Here is a 19,083-nt window from a genome sequence, read left to right on the forward strand (position 1 = left end):
GATGGTTCTTCTAACCGCTCACTTAAACGCTATTAGCGGATGAAGTGAGACTGATAAATGGCATTCGCTAACATCTTGTTAGTGCCATACCAATAGCCTCTAAACTGAGTGTTATCGGTAAACCCTATGACAACACCGCGCCCTAGCTTCTCTGCAATAACCGCTGGCGTTTCGGCTAATAGCGCGACCATGGCTGTATCACTGAACCCTGCCATCAGCGGGCCTTTGGTGTAACGCGCCGGAGTGGTAAACGGTGAATACTCATTTTTCACTATCATGTTGCTGGTTTTAAATAGCGGCAGCGTGTCGTTACTGTAGCCGTAAAACAGTGGATGAGTGGTATCAATATCGGCCTCGTAAATTGCACCTGCAATCAGCTTTTTAGCATAAAGCGTGGAACCATCACCGTATGCAAGGCTGCTTTCATCATATGCATTATCTACAACATCGCGGTTTACAACGTCAATATCTAACCAGTTGTTCTCAGCAAAGTAACGTAACGCAGACTTTTGACCTATGGCAACACCACCGGCCTCTACCCAACGCTTCAATTCTAGACCTTGTGTTTCAGAAAAGTCGTAGCGACCGTTAGGGAAGATAATATGCGTGTAGGTAACGCTGTTATCGCGCAATGCGTTTAGCAAGTTTTGTTGCTCTACAATACTCGCTGACAGTCCAATTTTGGTGTCGAAATAATGCCAAATTTCACCCACATCGTATTCACGAGTGCCTTCACCGCCCACAATAATAACCCGGGGCTCTTTAATGGGCGCCATACTGCGGCTTCCTAAGTCACTACCGGTGGGGGTTAAACCGCTTTTTAAGCTATGCACCGGCACCTGCATTTGCTGCGATACTCTCTCGATAATAGCTGCGATATTGGCAGGCTGCTCAAGGCCTGTAGGTACAACAATACTGCCCGCCGGGAACTCTACCACGCTGTTGTCAAATTTCACGGCTGCAAAACTCTTCTCTGAGCTTCTCACCTGAACGCCTGCTTCTAAAAGCGATTGTAGTAACGCAGGGGAAAAATACGGCTGCCATGAGAATGCGTAAGCATAGGCGTCGCCGTTTATTTCAGGAAGCGCTAATGCCGCTAAGATTCCGCCGTATTGTGCAGCTGAGGTGCGCTTTGTCCCGCGCATATCGCTTTTTTCTACAGGGGAGTAATCAAGATTAAACGCAAGCGCTAAGTTCCATGTAGACACATCGTAAAACGTATTGTTCTCAAAGGATGTTTGTGTTGAAAAAATCGATTTTACCAAGCGGTATTGAGACTGCGCCGTCGGTACGAAAATAGCGTTATTGGCTTTATAACTCACATCGTTAATAGTGGCGTTTTTGGTCATCACATCATAGGTGATACCGTGCTGGTCTAGTAAGTTAGTAAATGCTAAAAAGCGCGCGCTATCGTTTGATGCACTGACAACAAAGCCGAAGGTTTCATCATCTTTTGCCAACGCCTTTGTGCTATTTACAAAGCCCGCTTGGTAATCAAGTATGGCCGCTTTATTGGCGATTGCGCCTCTAAACGTACTTAGCGACGTAGTAATTTGATTTTCGATAGTATCGCTGAAGGCCAGATCGCCATTTATAGAAGACTGCAAGTGGCCGCGCGAGCTCGCTTGCTCAAAAAGGATCCCAATACTGCCATGTAAGTCTGGGTACGTAGAACCTTTCCCCGCATAAAAATCATCGAATGCTTCTTCGGTAAAATAAAGCTGGCCTTTGGCATCAAATGCCGCCGCATGATGATCTGCAATGGCTTCAGTAAGCGTCACGTTTTCGTCAGGGGTAAGCGGATTTTTGCGCGAGCGTACACCGGGTTGGAAGAAATAGGTACTGTCGGTTCCCATTTCATGAAAGTCGGTTAATACGTGGGGACGCCACTTGTGAAATTGCTTAATTCGCGCTTGAGACTCCGGATGCGCTAAAAGCAGCCAATCGCGGTTTAAGTCGAACCAATAGTGATTTGTTCTGCCTGAAGGCCAGCCCTCGTCGTGCTCTCTATGATTGCTGTCGGCAACTAGCTGTTTGCCCTTATGCATATTTGCCCACTGAGCAAAACGAGACAGTCCGTCGGGGTTGAAAGACGGGTCGAGCAGCACAATATTGTTATTTAACAACTCGTCGATTTCTTCACCTTGACCCGCTGCAAGATAATAAGCGAGGGCAAGGGATGCATTCGCCCCTGATGGCTCGTTTCCATGAATGCTGTAGCCCATGTAGAAAACAAGGGGGGCATCGCTTGAAGGAGAATTTCCTTTATCTAGCACTTTGATGTGCGCATCTCGCATGGCATCAAGGTTATCGCGATTTGACGGCGCAGTAATGGTGAGAAGCAAAAGAGGGCGGTTTTCGTGGGTACGTCCGGTTTCCTCAATGGTTATACGGTCAGATTTTTGTGCCAGCATGTACATGTAATTGACCAACTGATCATGACGTACATGCCACTCGCCAAGACGTGCCCCTAAAACCGACTCAGGTGTAGGAATAGCGGGGTCGTAAGTTACCGTTTTAGGTAAATAGGCCTGTACAGGCATTCCGCCTTTATCAGGCTCAATGGTAATTGTTGATGCGCTTGCAGTCATGCACACAAGCGAGCCTATCAATAGCGCGGTTATTCGTCGAAGGTGTGTTTTTTTGGCGGTGTTATACAGATTCGCTAGCATAGCGCTTCCCCGTCTTGTTGTTTCATAATGGCATGTTGAAAGTAAGGTTTTAAATATCAACATGTTCTAAATTTTTAATTAATACTTGACTGTTTTAGTCAGGTAAATTTGGTACAATGCACCAAATTTTCAACACTTTTTGAATACTATAGGACTTGCCGATGATAACTATATCAGAAGAAGCCCAGTCTCACTTCGCAAAACTGCTGAGTAAACAAGAGTCTGGCACGAATATTCGTGTATTCGTCGTAAACCCAGGCACCTCGTCGGCTGAATGTGGCGTGTCTTATTGCCCGCCAGATGCCGTAGAGGACACTGACACTAAGCTAGAGTTTAACGGTTTTGATGCCGTTGTTGACGAAGAGAGCGCGCCGTATCTCGAAGAAGCTGAAATTGATTATGTAACCGATCAAATGGGCTCGCAGCTTACGTTGAAAGCACCTAACGCCAAGGCGAGAAAAGTGGCCGATGACGCGCCTCTTGTTGAGCGTATTAATTACATGATTGAGTCAGAAATTAATCCTCAGTTAGCCAATCACGGCGGACAGGTTGTACTGACAGAAATTACTGATGATGGCTTCGCTATTCTTCAATTTGGCGGTGGTTGCAACGGTTGCTCAATGGTAGATGTTACCTTGAAAGACGGCATTGAAAAGCAAATGCTTGAGCAATTCGCTGGTGAATTGAACGGCGTACGGGATGCTACAGAGCACGAAGCTGGCGAGCACTCTTACTACTAAATCTGGCACAGGTGTAACACTTGATACCCACACCAGATATTCACACAAGCTGGCAGCGATTTAAAATAGGCCTCACTATTTTCGTTGCTGGCGTTGTGCTTCTTTTTTCCATCAGTGATATCCATATTGCCTTTCACTATGTTTCTCTAGCGGTATTGCTATGTGGCTTTGCTTATTCTATGTGGGGTTATAAGGGCATTTTTTTGCAGCGCTTTACTTCTCTAAAGAATGCTAAACGGCCACCTGAGGATTAGGGCTTTGCAGGCTTAGGCATTTAACTCTCCTTCATCTCTTTCGTTTCGCTCATTTCCCTCTTCTCTCTTATTTTCCTTATCAAAGGGGCTCGCGCTCGCATTCTTGGCACTTGCATTCTTGGCACTTGCATTACTGCGCAGTACGTTGCAATGTACCAAGTCACTACCCGTTCACATTTAAATAGTAAACAATGAAAAAGTTAGGCCTTATTGGCGGCATGAGCTGGGAATCGACAGTGAGCTATTATCAGATGATAAACCGCGCTGTAAACGAAAAACTAGGCGGCTTTCACAGTGCTAAAATTCTGCTTAGCAGTGTAGACTTTGCTGAGATAGAGCGTTTGCAACGCGCTCAGGCGTGGCCTGAAATGGCGACATTGCTGCACGCTGAAGCAAAGGCGCTAACTGCTGCCGGCGCAGACGCCATTGTCATTTGTACCAATACAATGCACAAAGTCGCTGATGAGGTGGCAAGCAATTTACCAATTCCTCTATTACATATTGCAGACGCAACGGGCGCAGTGCTCGTTAACGATAGCGTGAAAAAGGTAGGTTTGCTTGGCACAAAATTTACCATGGAACAGACCTTTTATACCGAGCGCTTAATATCGAATTTTGATATTGATGTGGTTATTCCCCCGCAACATGAGCGGGAAATTATTCACAACGTCATTTATGAACAATTATGCAAGGGCGTGATTTGCGCTGAATCTCGTAAAGCGTATATTGATATTATCGATGGACTTGCATCTAAAGGCGCAGAGGGCGTAATTCTTGGTTGCACAGAAATTGCGTTGCTAGTGCAACAAAGTCACACCGCAATTCGCCTTTACGATACAACGGCAATACACGCTGCCGCAGCCGTCGATTTTGCCGTTGATGTATAGACAGCTTTCAGATAGCTTCGCTTCTCATCGCTTAATTTTTGATAATAAAAAAGGATACACCATGTTTAGCCATTTAATGATAGGTGCAAACGACCTAGACGCATCTAAAAAGTTTTATGATGCCACGTTAGCCGTTTTTGGTTATGACGCCGGCGTTTATGATGAGCACGGTCGCTTATTCTATTTCACGCCAAAAGGGATATTAGCACTGACAAAGCCCATTAATGGCGAAGAAGCGACTCATGGCAACGGCTCTACAATAGGCTTAGCGGCGAGCTCGCCAGAATTGGTTGATGAATGGTTTAAGGTAGGTAGCAAAAACGGTGGCGTAGTGTGTGAAGACCCACCAGGCATTCGCGGAGACGACGACCGTCAGCTGTACCTTGCTTATTTACGTGACCCAACGGGTAATAAACTTTGCGCCACCCATATCATTAAAAAGTAGCGCTGTAATGACTTATGCGCAGTGAGCATGCTCTTACTGCGCCTGTCCTTACTGCGCTTATCCTTACGGCGCAAATACTATTCAATGCTACTTTTACACAGTGTGTCGTTAGCTGCTAATCGATAAAAGCTTGCACCTAACGTTATGCCCCTTGCAAACAGAAAAGCAATAAGTGCGTACCACAAACTTGTATTGCCCGCTTGCTGAGTAAAAAACCATATTGGAAAATACACGCCAAGTGCACTGATAACCATAGTATTGCGCATGGACGATGCTCTTGTTAGCCCAACAAATACGCCGTCAAATAAAAAGCACCAGTGCGCCAATATGGGCAGTAGCACCATTAGAGGAAGGTAGGGTAGCGCAGCGTCGACGATGTCGCCATGTTCCGTAAGCAAACGGATAATCCCGTCGCCGAAAGCATAGAAAACCACGCTATAGGCAATAGCAAACAATGAAGACCAAAATAGCCCTTGATAGGTTCTTCGCTTAATTTCATCGGCGTCTTTCGCCCCTTTTGCCTCGCCGATAAGTGCTTCAACACCATAGGCGATGCCATCTAGCCCTAACGCAATCAGTACGAAGAACTGCATTAAAATAGCGTTAACGGCGGCTGATGTTTCGCCGTATCGCGCCCCTTGAATAGTTAAGAATGCTAAACAACCTTGTAATGCCAAATTGCGAATTAACATATCCCCATTGAGCTTCATTAACACTCTGCGCGCTGCGCGGTTAAACCAAACTCGCGCGACATGCACGCCCTTCACTTGATTGAGGGCAAGATAAAGTGCCATCGCCGTCATGCTGTACTCAGCAATGACACTTGCAAGGGCAACACCGGCCACGGAAAAGCCAAGCCCGTAGACAAAAGCGATATCCAATCCAGCATTAAGCAAATTACCTATTATTTGAATAATCATTACCTGCTTGGTTTTTTGCTGCCCCACCAGCCAGCCTATTAACACTAAATTAAGCATGGCTGCTGGAGCGCCCCAAACCCGAGTACTAAAATACGCATTCAGGTAGCTCGCCACACTGTCATTTGGCTGAGTTAACGCTAGGCCAGCATGCAGTATGGGCTGCTGTAGTAGCAAAATAATAAGACCGAGGATGCAAGAAAAGGCAATGGTCTGCCAAAGTACTTTGGCAGACTCCACTTTAGGGGCTTCGCTTCCTTTCGCTTGTGCACTTAAGCCTGTGGAAGACATACGTAAAAAGCCACAAACCCAGTAAATTTGAGTAAGAATAAGCGCACCGATAGATGCCCCTGCTAGCATGGCAGGTATCTGCATATGACCGAGTACCGCGGTATCGACTAAACCAAGAAGCGGTGTGGTAATATTGGCCAAGATCATGGGCAGCGCAAGCGCAAGCAAACGTGTATGATCAAACCATAACGGCTTTGGCTGTTTGGTGGCAATTGACATCAAGGCTCTCAAACATAGACTGAAATTAGGTTCAATAAGGAGAAGTGTACCATGCTAATAACGCTGAACAGAGAGCGTAAATCCTCATTCGCAGCACTCGGTGGCCTGCGTGCCTGCATTGCACTTTTCACGCTGCTGTCATTTCACTGCGTCTTTGCATCTGAGAAAGCACCCTCGCCAACTCAAATGACCAACGTGGCCATATTGCTTTATCATCACGTTTCCACGCAAACGCCGTCGAGTACCAGTGTGACACCGGATACCTTCACGTCGCACATGGAGTATATAGCCAACAATCACACGGTGTTACCCCTTACCGACATTGTTAATGCCATTGTAGAAGGTGAGCCTCTGCCAAAAGATGCTGTGGCTATTACCTTTGATGACGGTTATGCCAATATTTTAGAAAACGCTCACCCTATTCTGAAGAAATTGGACTTCTCATATACGGTATTTATTAATCCAGATGAAATTGGCGTAGCACCGCAACAGCTTACTTGGGAAGAGGTGAAGAGGATGCAGAGTGAAGGCGTTATTTTTGCAAATCACACCCTAGATCACCTGCACATGCTTAATGATGAATTTACCGATGAGAACTGGCTTGAGCGCGTGTTCGAGAATGTTGAAGCTGCAGAGAAGAAAATAGACAGTGAGCTGGGTGTCAGTCTTAAATACCTTGCCTATCCATTTGGAGAATATAATTTAGCGCTAACGGCAAAGCTTGAAGAAAACGGCTATGTGGGCTTTGGCCAACACTCTGGTGCCGTAGGTGAAACCAGTAATCTCCTTGCATTACCTCGCTTCCCAGCTGCGGGGCCTTACGCAAACCTCAAAACCTTAAAAACCAAGTTAAACAGTCTTGCTATGCCGGTGGTACACACTACCCATGCTGAGCCACGAGTGCGCAGTAATACCCTATCTGACACGGTAACACTCACCGTAGATGAAGAAGATGTTAGCCTAAACCAAGTGAACTGCTTCTACTCTGGTAACAATATAAAAACTCATGTGGATGGAGAGAAGGTAAGCTTTGCCATAGAAAGTACGCTGCCCGTTGGCCGCTCACGAATAAACTGTACCGCACCATCGAAAAGCATGGCAGGTCGCTTCTATTGGTATTCCATGCCATTTTTCTTAGCAAATGACGATGGCCGTTACCCTGATTAACATCTCACTTAAAAAAAGCGCGTGTTACACGTTTCGATTAAACCGAATGAAGCCTTTATTGATAGTTTCTTCGCTAAAGCCTAATGATTGATAAAACCGGATGGCGGTAGTATTCGATACTTCTACATCTAACACAATGTGGCGTTTTTGTAGTTCAGTGGCTTTTGCTTGCATAGCGTTGACTAATGAACGGCCAGTACCTTGGCGTTTGCCACTTTCTGCCACAGCCAAGTGACCAATCATTAATTCGGTATTGCTAGGAGGGGTTAGATTCACTGCCACTGTTTGATTTCGCATTACTACAGCAATAGCTTCATCTAGGGTAAAGTACGACGTTATGCTGTCTAAGGTGGCTCTATCAAATGCAACGCCAAGCTTACTATGCCACGCAGTGACTAAGCCTAAAATTTGATTGTCTTTTTCTGCCACCCAATGATTCTCAAATCCGTATTGCCCGCCACCGAGTTGCCACGCATGGGTTAAATAGCCCAACGCCGTTTTGTCTTTAGCATGTCCAAAAATAGCATTTAACAGTGGCTCTGCAGCACTTAAAATTAACGGTGTCGCGAATGGGGCATCAGATGCCACGCCCTGTCTTATATTGATTTCCATAGAACTACTTCGCAATAATTATTGGCATGTCAGCCAGTATTTGCTGAGGATCGCTTATCGATAGTTTGCCCGGCTCTCTAGTGGGTTTAAATCTTCCTACAGCACGTCCTTTAGGGTCGATAAGTACAATTGAAGCGCTGTGGTCTACGAGGTAATTCGGGTTATCTGTACTTTCAGAAACGGCGTACATCATGCCAAGGTTTCTGACTAACGGAAATAACGACTTATGCTCACCTGTCACCGCAATGAACTCTTTATTAAAATAGCCTACATACTCAGAAAGTCTATCTAAAGAGTCTCTTTTAGGGTCAATTGAGATAAACACGACACGCACAGGATAGGTGCTTTCTATCTGCTGCAGCTGTGGGTAAATTCCGTTTAACTCAGCCATGGTCGTAGGGCAAATATCGGGGCAAAAGGTATAGCCCACAAACACTAAGCTCCACTGCTCTTTCAATGATTGCTCGGTGAACGCCTCGCCGGTGTGATGTAAAAGCGTAAAAGGTGCAACCGCTCGAGGTTGCGGATATGCCTTAAAATAAGACGGTGTTTCACCATTGTCAGTACTAGGCGGTGCTATATAAAGCGCACCAATAACACCACCTATAAGAGCAACAAATGCAACAACACCAACAATAAACTTTTGATTCATAAACTCACTGGTATGTAATGGTCAAGTAGCAATACCACAAACAATACCATGAGATGAATGATTGAGAACCTAAAAGTTTTCATCGCTGTTTGATCATCAGCGGCAAACTTTAACTTAATAGCGTAAAGCAAAAAGCCTAGATTTAATGCACTAGAACCAACAAGATAAATCATGTCGCTCATGCCGGTTAAGTAGGGCAGTAGGCACACCAATCCTAGTAAAACGGTATACAGCAACACTGACGTTTTAGTGAAATCTATGCCGTGGGTTACGGGTAGCATAGGCACTTTTGCTTTGGCATAGTCCTTTTCTCGATGAATAGCCAGCGCCCAAAAATGCGGCGGTGTCCAGGTGAATATAATAAGCACTAAGAGCAGTGCGTGTGCATGAATTTCGCCCGTTACTGCGGTCCAGCCAAGAAGTGGAGGTGCAGCCCCTGCCAGACCACCAATAACAATATTTTGTGGTGTTGCCCGCTTTAAGTACATGGTATACACGAAGGCATAACCCACTAAACTGGCGAGGGTTAGCCACGCCGTCAGCATATTGACAAACACCGCCAATACCACAAAGCCTACCGCGCCTAATATACCGGCAAACCACAGGGCATTGTTGATACTTACCTTTCCTTTTGCCACCGGCCGATTAAAGGTACGCGCCATTACGCTATCTATTTTATGATCGACTACATGGTTTATTACCGCTGCCGAAGCAGACAACATTCCAATGCCGGCTAAACCAGTGACTAGGGTAAGCGCATCTACCCACGTAGGCGTTGCTAAACACATTCCCACTAGCGCAGTAAGTAGCAGTAACATCACCACATTCGGTTTTGTCATTTCATAATAATCTTTCCACGATACAGCATTGTGTGAACGGGTGACTCGAGATTGAAGAGAGGCTGATTTAGCCATGAAGACCTCCTGTGGCCTTAGATAGGGCTTGTGGTAAAGCGTGAGACGATAAGGTTGTATGACGTGCCGCATGCACTGACGAATCATAAGTAGGTGCAGCTGACGTGTGTTTAAGCAGTGAAAAAACTATCCACAGTAAGGATAAAAGCAATATAGCGGCAAACGCGTTGTGTAATACCGCCACGGCTAATGGCAAAGCGAACACCACATTGCTAACCCCTAAAGCAACTTGCGCAAACAGGCAGCCAATCATTATCGCGCTAACGCGCTTTAGCTGCAGAGAAGCACCGTGTTTGAAAAAGAGTGTGAGCCCTAAGGCCAGTAGATATGAAAAGGTAACGAGTGCTCCGGCTCGATGAACTATGTGCATTGTTGCTCGCTCACCGTAATCATGTGCGCCAAACTCATAGTTCTCTGCTTCTGGAACACTGAATGCGCCAGCAAAATCAAGTCGACTTTGCCATCCCTCTTCACAAATAGGCATATCAGTGCACGCCAACGCGGCGTAGTTCGCTGATGTCCACCCTCCAAGTGCAATTTGAATCACAAGCACACCCACACCAAACAATGCGAAGGTTTTCATCCGTGAAAGGCCGGCCACTGAAGGCGATGTGACTTGCTCAGCTGAGTCCATTGAAACTGTGCTTTTTGAAACTGTGCTTTGTGAAACTGAGCTGGCGCTAGTGTCGGCTTCTCGCAGTCGTAAATACAAAAGAAACAAACAGGAAAGAACGCTGAAACCGCCTAATAAGTGGCCCATAACAACCACTGGCAACAAATTAAGAGTGACTGTCCACATACCAAGTGCAGCTTGAAAGGTAACAAGCCCCAGCAGCAGTAAAGGCAGTTTAAAAGGGGTGCCTTGCTTGCGCTGCCTAAAAGCGATAAACGCAATAGCTGCAATGCACAAACCTAAGGTGCCGGCAAAATAACGATGTATCATTTCGTTCCATGCCTTGAAGGCCTCTACCGGCCTTTCTGGGTAAGCGGCATTTGCCGCATTCACCTTTTCATCACTGAGGGGCACCGTCAAATTGCCGTAGCAGCCGGGCCAATCTGGACAGCCCAAGCCCGCGTCGGTAAGGCGAGTATATGCCCCAAGAATAATGACGACTGCGGCTAAAAAGAGACTGAATAACGTGAGCTTTTTCATAACTATCACCCTATGCGAGACAATTTAAGCAGTTTTTTGATATCGGCTAACATATTGCGACTTTCCATCACCGCTTCTTCTTTATCGTCGCTGATTTGATAAAAAAGCATGGCGTTATTAAGCGTATCTACCACGTACACACTTTGAGACGCGAGTGGCGCAGTATCATCTACCGGCAGCGTGGCAACGTTTGGATAATCCACAAGAGAAGCCAGTGCGTTAGCGTCACTCGTTGGTGTAGCCAACACTAATGCTTGGGCGCGGTCAGACTCTTTGCCGAGCGCTAACCACACTTGATTAATACTGAAAAGTGCATTTTCACAGCGCGAATCGCACTGTGCGGGCATGACGTACAAAAGGCGCCACGTGGGTGAACTGCCTTCTAGCAAGGTCGTTAAATTGATAGTGGGTTCAAGCAGTGCGCCCTTATTCGTTGAGGCTTTGTTAAACCAATCGTTTTCTAGGGCGAGCTTTGCTAACACCACGGGGAGCACAAATACGGCGACCATAATTATTAGTGTTTTTTTGGATGTAGTATTACTCATGAATACGTCCTTTTTTACTGATTGCAAACCCACCTATTGCAGCTGCTGCAATGGCTAAACCGAACCATTGCACCGCATACCCTAAGTGTTTTTCTGGAGGCATAACTACCGGCTTATAATCGCGAACAAAAGCCGAGTCTGGTGAAGTAAGCTCTACAACGTAAGGAAGAAGTTTGATGTTTAAACTCTGATTTAACGACGCAAAGGCTACCTGTTGAATAAGTGCGGGAAACTGAGAAAAATTAACATTCGTTTCTGTGATAAGGGGGTTACTGCCAGGTACAGTGATAACTCCCTCAAATTCTTTGTTGCCGTTAGGCAGGTTTACTTCAGGAATAGTGCGCTGAAGGTCAGGGGCAGCTATCCAACCATAATTCACCAAAATCCAACCCGCATTCGTTGACACAGGGGCGAATACATCAAAGCCAACCTGCTGTTCGTGAATTTGATTATCAAGCAATAGGGGGCGAGTACTGTCTGGCGTTCCCACAAAGTTAATGGAGATATCTCTAGGGTCTTTTTGTGACAGGGCATCAATTAACGAGAGGCTTTCATTGCTTTGCTTTTGCGCTATGCTAGCTAAACGTTGCTGTTTTTCTACCATGCGTTCCAGTTGCCAAAACCCAAGGCCGCACATCGCCGCAACACTAAGCGCGGTGAGTAACCAGGGAATTAAAAACTGTGAACGTTGTGGCATGTTTAACAGCTCCAACCAAAACAAATAATAAAAGAAGAGATGGTTATGTTAATAAAAATAATTCTTGTCGCTCTGGTACTGTTTATGATTGTTAATCTTTTCATGGCCATGCGCGTGATGATGAAAAACGATCCGAAAGACGGGCCAATGAGCAAATATATAGGTCGACGGGTTTTCACCTCAGTCATCATTGTTGCGCTAATACTAATTGCCATTAGTACCGGAGTTATTTCGCCAAACCCCCGACCTTACTGAGGTTTGGCGCTTTTTCTCGCTTTCATTAGCGTTGCCATTTCCCTAGGTATACACATTAAGACGCAGTAGCGCTTAACCCTACCTAAAGCACGTAAACGAAAATAAACAACATTACCCACACCACATCAACGAAGTGCCAATACCAACTTCCCGCTTGGAAGGCAAAGTGCTCTTTAGGCGTAAAATGACCTTTCAATACTCTAAAAAACATCACAATAAGAATAATGGTGCCAAGGGTAACGTGCATGCCGTGAAACCCGGTGAGCATAAAGAAGGTGTTGCCGTAAATACCTGATTGCAGCGTTAACCCTAGGTCGCGGTAGGCATGGATATACTCTTCAACCTGTAGGAACAAGAACCCGCAGCCAAGCAAAATGGTAATACCCAGCATAATGGTAAGTTGCTTGCGCTTGTTCTGCTCTAGTCCCACGTGTGCAAAGTGCAGCGTTACCGATGAGATAAGCAGAATAATGGTATTAATGGTAGGCAGACCACCTGGGCTCATTTCTTGGGTAGATATGCCGCCAGGTGTGCTTACCAATGGCCACATAGCTTCAAACCCAGGCCACAGTACTTCATTGGTCATAGCGTTGTTAGAATCGCCGCCAAGCCAGGGTACTGCGATAAATCGGGCGTAATACAAGGCACCAAAAAATGCGCCGAAAAACATCACCTCAGAGAAGATGAACCAACTCATTCCCTGTCGATATGAACGACCTAACTGGTCGCTGTACAGGCCCGCCATCGATTCGTCAATTTGATTCTTAAACCATCCCACCAGCATGACAAGTAAAACGACAATACCGGCAAGCAATATATAGCTGCCGTAACCGCTTTCGCCCTTCGTTGCTTCAACCACAAAGTTACCGGCCCCGACTGCAATTAAAAACAGGGCAATCGCACCCACAATGGGCCACGGACTTTGCGCGGGTACATAATATTTTTGATATTCTTGCTGCATCATTATCTCCTTATCCTTATTGGGCTATTCGCCGCTTTGTGCTGACGATTCCATAAAAGGATTCGGTTTAGTTGTTAGGTCACTTGCTCTCGCGGTGACGTCATAGAGTGTGTACTGCAATGTAAAAAACGTTATTTCTTCTGGAAGCTGTGGATCTACGTAAAACTGCATAGGCATATAGGCTTCTGCTCCAGCCTGCAAAGGCTGTTGGTTAAAGCAAAAGCATTCTGTTTTGTTAAGGTAAATAGCGGCAGTGCCAGGGGATACCGACGGTATTGCCTGAGCAATGATATTGCTTGAAGCTGGATTGCGAACGTAAAAGGACACTGTGTTCAATTCGCCTGGGTGTACTTTGATTCGCTTGGTTTCTGCTCGAAACTCCCACGGCATTCCGGTGTTCGTGCGAGTGATGAACTCAACGGTCACTTCTCTGCTTTCATCAATCTCTACGGATTGATAAACCGCTGCGATTCCCTCTGTTTTCCCGTTGATACCTGCAATATCACAAAACACATCGTAAAGTGGTACTAGAGCAAAGCCGAATCCAAACATACCAATAACAATGGCGATTAATTTCACAACCATCTTATTGTTTGCACTTGCTTGCGTCATACACTTCGCCTCCGGTTGAGACCTGAATCACTTGGTGGGCAAGAGAATAAAACTTGTCGTCCCCTTGCACCACTAAGCCCAATACTCACTTCACACTTACTTTACTAGTGGCGGCGTTTCGAAAGTGTGGTAAGGGGCTGGAGAAGGTATTTCCCACTCGAGTCCTTCTGCACCGTCCCACACCTGAGCCGATACTGGTTCACCTTGCTTCTTACACGCTTTAATCAATAGTGCTAAGAAAATAAGTTGTGATAAACCGAAGGCAAAACCGCCTAGGCTTATCCACTTATTAAAGTCGGCAAACTGAAGTGCATAGTCTGGGATTCGGCGTGGCATACCTGCCAATCCAACAAAGTGCATGGGGAAAAACAGCACATTTACCGATACTAACGAGCACCAGAAATGCCATTTTGCCAACGTGGTGTTGTACATCTTGCCCGTCCACTTAGGCAGCCAGTAATACACCGCCGCCATAATGGAAAAGACCGCGCCAGTAACCAAGACATAATGGAAGTGCGCAACCACGAAGTAAGTGTCATGGTATTGGAAATCAACAGGTGTTATCGCCAGCATGAGTCCTGATAAGCCGCCAATAGTGAATAGCACAATAAACGCAATGGCGAACATCATTGGCATTTCAAATGTCAGTGAGCCTCGCCACATTGTGGCTACCCAGTTGAATACTTTCACCCCCGTCGGCACAGAGATAAGCATGGTGGCGAACATAAAGAACATTTCCATGTACACCGGCATACCCGTGGTAAACATATGGTGAGCCCACACTACGAAGGACAGCAGTGCAATCGAAGCGGTTGCGTATACCATAGAGGCGTAACCAAACAGCGGTTTTCGTGAGAACGTTGGCACAATTTGAGAAATAATACCAAATGCGGGCAATATCATTATGTACACTTCCGGATGACCGAAAAACCAGAAAATATGCTGGAACATGACCGGGTCTCCGCCACCGGCCGCATCGAAGAAGCTCGTACCAAAAAACTTGTCCGTCAGAACCATTGTCACCGCACCGGCGAGTACAGGCATAACGGCGATAAGCAAGAACGCAGTAATCAACCATGTCCATACGAACAAAGGCATTTTCATCCACGTCATACCTGGGGCACGCATATTAAATATGGTGACGATAACGTTTATCGCTCCCATTATTGAAGAGATACCCATGATATGAACAGAGAACACAAATAGCGCGGTAGAATCACCACTGTACGTTGTTGATAGCGGAGCATAGAAAGTCCAACCAAATGCCGGACCGCCACCCTCCATAAATAACGAGCTAAGTAGAATTAAGAACGCCCCTGGCAAAATCCAAAAGCTCCAGTTGTTCATTCTGGGAAGCGCCATGTCTGGCGCGCCTATCATCATTGGAATTAGCCAGTTTGCCAAACCTGTAAACGCCGGCATTACGGCGCCAAATACCATAATTAGCCCGTGAACGGTGGTCATCTGGTTAAAGAAGTTTGGTTCGACAATTTGCAACCCGGGTTGGAAAAGCTCCGCACGGATAACCATTGCCATGGCGCCGCCCACCAAAAACATGATGAAGGCAAACCAGAGGTACAGAGTACCTATATCTTTGTGATTCGTTGTAAACAGCCACCGCGTAATGCCCTTAGGTATGTGGTCGTGGTGCTCATGCTCATCGTGATGCACAGAGGTATCTGGCGAAATTACTTCAGTTGCTTTACTCATAACTCGCTCCTAGTTTCCTGACGCTGCGGCGTTGACATCTTTAGCCTGAACCATGTCGCCGGTGTTATTACCCCATGCGTTTCGCTCATAAGTAACAACCGCTGCAATTTCTTTTAGGCTTAGCATTTTGCTGAACGACTGCATTGCCGTTCCGGCCTTACCGTGAAGCACTATTTCAATGTGCCCTTGCTGATCTTCCAATGCCATCTTGCTGCCTTTAAGCGCAGGGAAAACGCCCGGTAAACCTTCGCCATTTGGCATATGACACGCCGCGCATGTTGCGTTGTATACACGCTCGCCCTCTGTCATCAGTTCATCCATAGACATATTCATTGATAGTAGGCGTTGCTCTTCTTCTTTAGTTTGGCGAACGCGCTCTTCTTGCTCGCCCATCCATGCGTTAAACTCTGAAGGTTCTTTCGCAATGACCACCACCGGCATATACCCGTGATCTTTACCACACAGCTCTGCACACTGGCCTCGATATACACCAGGCTCATTCACCTTTGCCCATGCTTCGTTGATGAAACCAGGGTTAGCATCTTTTTTAACGGCAAAATCAGGTACCCACCACGAGTGGATAACATCATCTGACGTGATCAAAAACCGTACCTTCTGCCCTGTTGGTATAACCAAAGGACGATCGACTTCTAATAAATAATTGTCGGTTTTTGTGAATTTGTTTTGAATTTGTTCGCGCTGAGTAGCCAGTAAGGAGTAATACTCAACATCGCTGTCCATATACTTGTAGTGCCATTTCCACTGCGACCCCGTGACTAGCACGGTCATGTCAGCTTCAGATGTATCTTCCATGGCAATAAGCGTATTAGCTGCGGGTACGGCCATAAAAATTAGGATGAGGAATGGAACCACTGTCCATGCAATTTCCACTTTCACATTTTCGTGGAAATTCGCAGGCTTTGCGCCACGGGATTTTCTGTGCAGGTACATGGAGGCAAACATGACGCCAAACACAACTACAGCGATGGCTACACAAATAAAGAACATAAGCATGTGCAGGTCGTACACCTGGCCACTTATATCGGTAGCGCCCCGTCTAAGGTTGAGCGAAGACAATTCTTCAGCCGCCTCTTGCGCAGAAAGGAATTGAGAAAAAAACAAAAATGGTACACTTGCACACCATTTTGCAGTCGCGGTCTTTAGTGATTTCACTCAGCACCTCCGTAATGGTAGAACCATTAACGCCAAATGTTGTTATGCGCAGTCTCTACCAAGTGGTTTGTGAACGATTAACTCAATACATCGATTTGTAAATTGAATTCAAAGTCATTGTTATTATTTTGTTAAAGCTTGTATAAGAATTGCGCAATAATGGCGTTCCGTCTAGTCTTTTCTGTTAAAAATTTAATGAGACGGTTAAAATTTAATCTAACGCTGTTTGAGCAGTGGGTTTTATGATGCAGTGTGAAGCGAGGTAAATCAGGGGGTAGTCAGTTTATTTGTAGTGAAAACTACACCGATTCTCTTGTAACGGAAAACACTATTTAGTTTCTAAAAATCAACCGTTAACCGCGAAAAATTGAACAAATTTCACACAAGACCAAGGCCATATAGTATGTAATGCCTTGCTAATATTAGATATAAAGCGTGTGAGAATTTTTATCAGATATAGAAATATATCAATGGCATTTATAACCACTGAAAGTCTTAGCTAAGAGTGGTTTTATTAAGCATATAAACAAACTTAAGTGCTAAAAAAAGCGGCTATAGAGCCGCTTTCACAATAACGTCATAAAAGGCTACATCCAGTCGGCGTTTCGAATAACGCCAACGGCAATACCTTCAATAGCAAACGGCTCGTTTGCCAAGTCGACTTTAATAGGCGAAAACTCATCGTTTTCAGCATGAAGTAATACTTCTCTACCACGTCTTTCTAGTCGCTTCACCGTCACGTCTTCGTCAACTCTTGCTACTACTACTTGGCCGTTGTGGACGTCGGTCGTGCGATGTACTGCTAGCAAGTCGCCATCGAGTATACCAATGTCTTTCATACTCATGCCGTTTACGCGAAGCAAAAAGTCTGCGTGAGGCTGGAATAGGGCAGGATCCACTTTATAGTGCGACTCTACGTGCTCTTGAGCAAGAATAGGCTCACCAGCGGCGACTCTACCAATTAACGGTAATCCTTCCTCTTCAACCACTTCTTCTTCAATAGGAACAGTCAGTTTGATACCGCGAGACGTTCCTGGCAAAATTTCAATAACGCCTTTACGCGCAAGTGCCTTTAGATGTTCTTCAGCAGCGTTAGCAGACCTAAAACCTAGGTGACGGGCTATTTCTGCACGCGTAGGCGGCATTCCCGTTTCTTGCATGTTTGATTTTATAAGTTCTAAAACTTCAGTTTGTCGAGCTGTGAGTGGGCGCATAAAAGACCTGTCTGTCTATACAGTTCCTGTAAGTATATACACCTAAACATAAATGACAAGCGCAGACACGCTGTCATAGACAAAAAAATGTGGGTTCCAGTTTAATTCAGTAAAATTCCAGAGCAGTTAAATTTTCAGGAAGTAAGTACATTGTCCTTCCACTCTATATAGGCTCTACCATGGAAGCTTTTTCAGTCACATTTACACATCATGAATCAAAGATATGGAAAAAAAGGTCACATTAAATCGGAAACTCTCTCTACTGGTGAAAATCGTATAGCCAAGATCTGCGTATAATTTGCAAATATTAAGCAAATTCAGAAGACGCCTACTGCGCACCTGATTTAGGCGTTGACTATCAGCTTCATGTGTCATAGTAATCTTTTACTGGTCTTGCGAACTTAGTTTATAGCTGTATCAATGCTATTCAGCTGACCACTTTTAGCCGTTGCATGCCGATAGCATTTTATCAATCTGCCGTTTCTCGCTCGATACGAGTTTTAAATCATACTTATCCATAACGTACATGAACTTTGCGATGTAATCACATCGAAAAAGATGATTCGCCGGTAGCCATTCATCAGGCCCCTTAGCCCCTTTCTGTCGATTCAAAGAAGCTTTTACTAATAGTAAGTTTTCTCTATCGTTAGCAAAGGCTTGTCGCTTTTCTCTCGACCATTTATCACCGCCATGGCCGTGTGCGAATTTCAATGGCACGATATGGTCTAGGTCGAGTGCAATAGAATCATGAAAAACCTCTCCAGAGTATGGGTCTAACCACTCCCCCTCTTTCACATTGCAAGTCTTCTGCGTTTTAAAAGATACACTTGTTCTAGATGTAGATATTAATAATTCATGTCGCGTGTTCTGACAATCACCATCGCCATCTATCCAATGGGGCCAATCGTTTCTGTTATATAAAGCAACAAAATTTCGCCTATTTGCATTCTAAGGTTGGAAATCAGTTTTTCTGCCAAAGTAATGAGGAAGCGC

The 19,083-nt window shown here is 45.4% G+C and carries 19 protein-coding genes; 5 read left to right on the plus strand and 14 right to left on the minus strand.

Annotated elements, in window-relative coordinates; all coding sequences use genetic code 11:
• Nucleotides 1-32: 32 nt before the first annotated feature.
• Nucleotides 33-2,591 (minus strand): M14 family zinc carboxypeptidase, encoded by a 2,559-nt coding sequence (locus GTQ48_RS07835; protein ID WP_476726925.1) that lies wholly within the window; start codon nt 2,589-2,591, stop codon nt 33-35.
• A gap of 242 nt (nt 2,592-2,833) precedes the next feature.
• On the opposite strand from GTQ48_RS07835, the gene nfuA reads away from it, so the two are divergent.
• The 3 genes from nfuA to GTQ48_RS07850 all read left to right on the plus strand — a co-directional run bounded on the left by nfuA (nt 2,834) and on the right by GTQ48_RS07850 (nt 4,998).
• Entirely contained in the window at nt 2,834-3,412 is a 579-nt protein-coding gene (gene nfuA, locus GTQ48_RS07840; RefSeq protein ID WP_163106077.1) for a Fe-S biogenesis protein NfuA, read from the plus strand.
• A gap of 445 nt (nt 3,413-3,857) precedes the next feature.
• Nucleotides 3,858-4,553, plus strand: coding sequence for an aspartate/glutamate racemase family protein (locus GTQ48_RS07845; RefSeq protein WP_163106078.1), 696 nt, complete (start codon nt 3,858-3,860; stop codon nt 4,551-4,553).
• 61 nt (nt 4,554-4,614) lie between these two features.
• Entirely contained in the window at nt 4,615-4,998 is a 384-nt protein-coding gene (locus GTQ48_RS07850) for a VOC family protein (RefSeq protein WP_163106079.1), read from the plus strand.
• A 77-nt stretch (nt 4,999-5,075) separates the two neighbouring features.
• On the opposite strand, the gene GTQ48_RS07855 is transcribed toward GTQ48_RS07850, so the two are convergent.
• On the minus strand, nt 5,076-6,425 hold the full coding sequence (locus tag GTQ48_RS07855; RefSeq protein WP_163106080.1) for an MATE family efflux transporter: 1,350 nt from the start codon (nt 6,423-6,425) through the stop codon (nt 5,076-5,078).
• Between the two features lie 51 nt (nt 6,426-6,476).
• Here GTQ48_RS07855 and GTQ48_RS07860 point away from each other — a divergent pair, with 51 nt between their 5' ends.
• Nucleotides 6,477-7,592 carry a polysaccharide deacetylase family protein gene (locus GTQ48_RS07860; RefSeq protein ID WP_163106081.1) on the plus strand — a complete coding sequence of 372 codons (1,116 nt, stop codon included), beginning with the start codon at nt 6,477-6,479 and terminating at the stop codon, nt 7,590-7,592.
• A 24-nt stretch (nt 7,593-7,616) separates the two neighbouring features.
• Here GTQ48_RS07860 and GTQ48_RS07865 read toward each other — a convergent pair whose 3' ends face one another.
• The 6 genes from GTQ48_RS07865 to GTQ48_RS07890 are packed head-to-tail and all read right to left on the minus strand — an operon-like array spanning nt 7,617 to nt 12,165.
• Entirely contained in the window at nt 7,617-8,204 is a 588-nt protein-coding gene (locus GTQ48_RS07865) for a GNAT family N-acetyltransferase (protein ID WP_163106083.1), read from the minus strand.
• A gap of 4 nt (nt 8,205-8,208) precedes the next feature.
• Nucleotides 8,209-8,856 carry an SCO family protein gene (locus GTQ48_RS07870; RefSeq protein ID WP_163106085.1) on the minus strand — a complete coding sequence of 216 codons (648 nt, stop codon included), beginning with the start codon at nt 8,854-8,856 and terminating at the stop codon, nt 8,209-8,211.
• On the minus strand, nt 8,853-9,770 hold the full coding sequence (gene cyoE, locus GTQ48_RS07875) for a heme o synthase (RefSeq protein WP_163106087.1): 918 nt from the start codon (nt 9,768-9,770) through the stop codon (nt 8,853-8,855). Before cyoE ends, GTQ48_RS07870 begins: the two co-directional genes overlap by 4 nt.
• Nucleotides 9,763-10,923, minus strand: coding sequence for a COX15/CtaA family protein (locus GTQ48_RS07880; protein ID WP_163106089.1), 1,161 nt, complete (start codon nt 10,921-10,923; stop codon nt 9,763-9,765). The genes cyoE and GTQ48_RS07880 overlap by 8 nt, the downstream gene beginning before the upstream one ends.
• Nucleotides 10,924-10,928: 5 nt before the next feature.
• Entirely contained in the window at nt 10,929-11,468 is a 540-nt protein-coding gene (locus GTQ48_RS07885; protein ID WP_163106090.1) for a hypothetical protein, read from the minus strand.
• Entirely contained in the window at nt 11,461-12,165 is a 705-nt protein-coding gene (locus tag GTQ48_RS07890) for an SURF1 family protein (RefSeq protein ID WP_163106092.1), read from the minus strand. Before GTQ48_RS07890 ends, GTQ48_RS07885 begins: the two co-directional genes overlap by 8 nt.
• A gap of 45 nt (nt 12,166-12,210) precedes the next feature.
• On the opposite strand from GTQ48_RS07890, the gene GTQ48_RS07895 reads away from it, so the two are divergent.
• Entirely contained in the window at nt 12,211-12,420 is a 210-nt protein-coding gene (locus tag GTQ48_RS07895; RefSeq protein WP_163106094.1) for a DUF2909 domain-containing protein, read from the plus strand.
• 82 nt (nt 12,421-12,502) lie between these two features.
• Here GTQ48_RS07895 and GTQ48_RS07900 read toward each other — a convergent pair whose 3' ends face one another.
• From GTQ48_RS07900 to GTQ48_RS17665, 6 genes are all read right to left on the minus strand, one after another.
• A complete protein-coding gene (locus tag GTQ48_RS07900) occupies nt 12,503-13,384 on the minus strand; it encodes a cytochrome c oxidase subunit 3 (protein WP_163106096.1) in 882 nt (293 codons plus the stop codon).
• A 21-nt stretch (nt 13,385-13,405) separates the two neighbouring features.
• Nucleotides 13,406-13,993 (minus strand): cytochrome c oxidase assembly protein, encoded by a 588-nt coding sequence (locus tag GTQ48_RS07905; protein WP_163106097.1) that lies wholly within the window; start codon nt 13,991-13,993, stop codon nt 13,406-13,408.
• A 96-nt stretch (nt 13,994-14,089) separates the two neighbouring features.
• Complete coding sequence (gene ctaD / locus GTQ48_RS07910) at nt 14,090-15,703, minus strand: cytochrome c oxidase subunit I (RefSeq protein WP_032095289.1); 1,614 nt, start codon at nt 15,701-15,703, stop codon at nt 14,090-14,092.
• Between the two features lie 9 nt (nt 15,704-15,712).
• Nucleotides 15,713-16,876, minus strand: a complete 1,164-nt coding sequence (coxB, locus tag GTQ48_RS07915) for a cytochrome c oxidase subunit II (RefSeq protein WP_163106099.1) — start codon at nt 16,874-16,876, stop codon at nt 15,713-15,715.
• A gap of 587 nt (nt 16,877-17,463) precedes the next feature.
• Complete coding sequence (gene lexA / locus GTQ48_RS07920; RefSeq protein WP_032095287.1) at nt 17,464-18,090, minus strand: transcriptional repressor LexA; 627 nt, start codon at nt 18,088-18,090, stop codon at nt 17,464-17,466.
• 441 nt (nt 18,091-18,531) lie between these two features.
• On the minus strand, nt 18,532-18,885 hold the full coding sequence (locus GTQ48_RS17665; RefSeq protein ID WP_338023299.1) for an HNH endonuclease family protein: 354 nt from the start codon (nt 18,883-18,885) through the stop codon (nt 18,532-18,534).
• Nucleotides 18,886-19,083: the final 198 nt, after the last annotated feature.

Source organism: Alteromonas genovensis (assembly GCF_010500895.1).
Lineage (GTDB): Bacteria > Pseudomonadota > Gammaproteobacteria > Enterobacterales > Alteromonadaceae > Alteromonas > Alteromonas genovensis.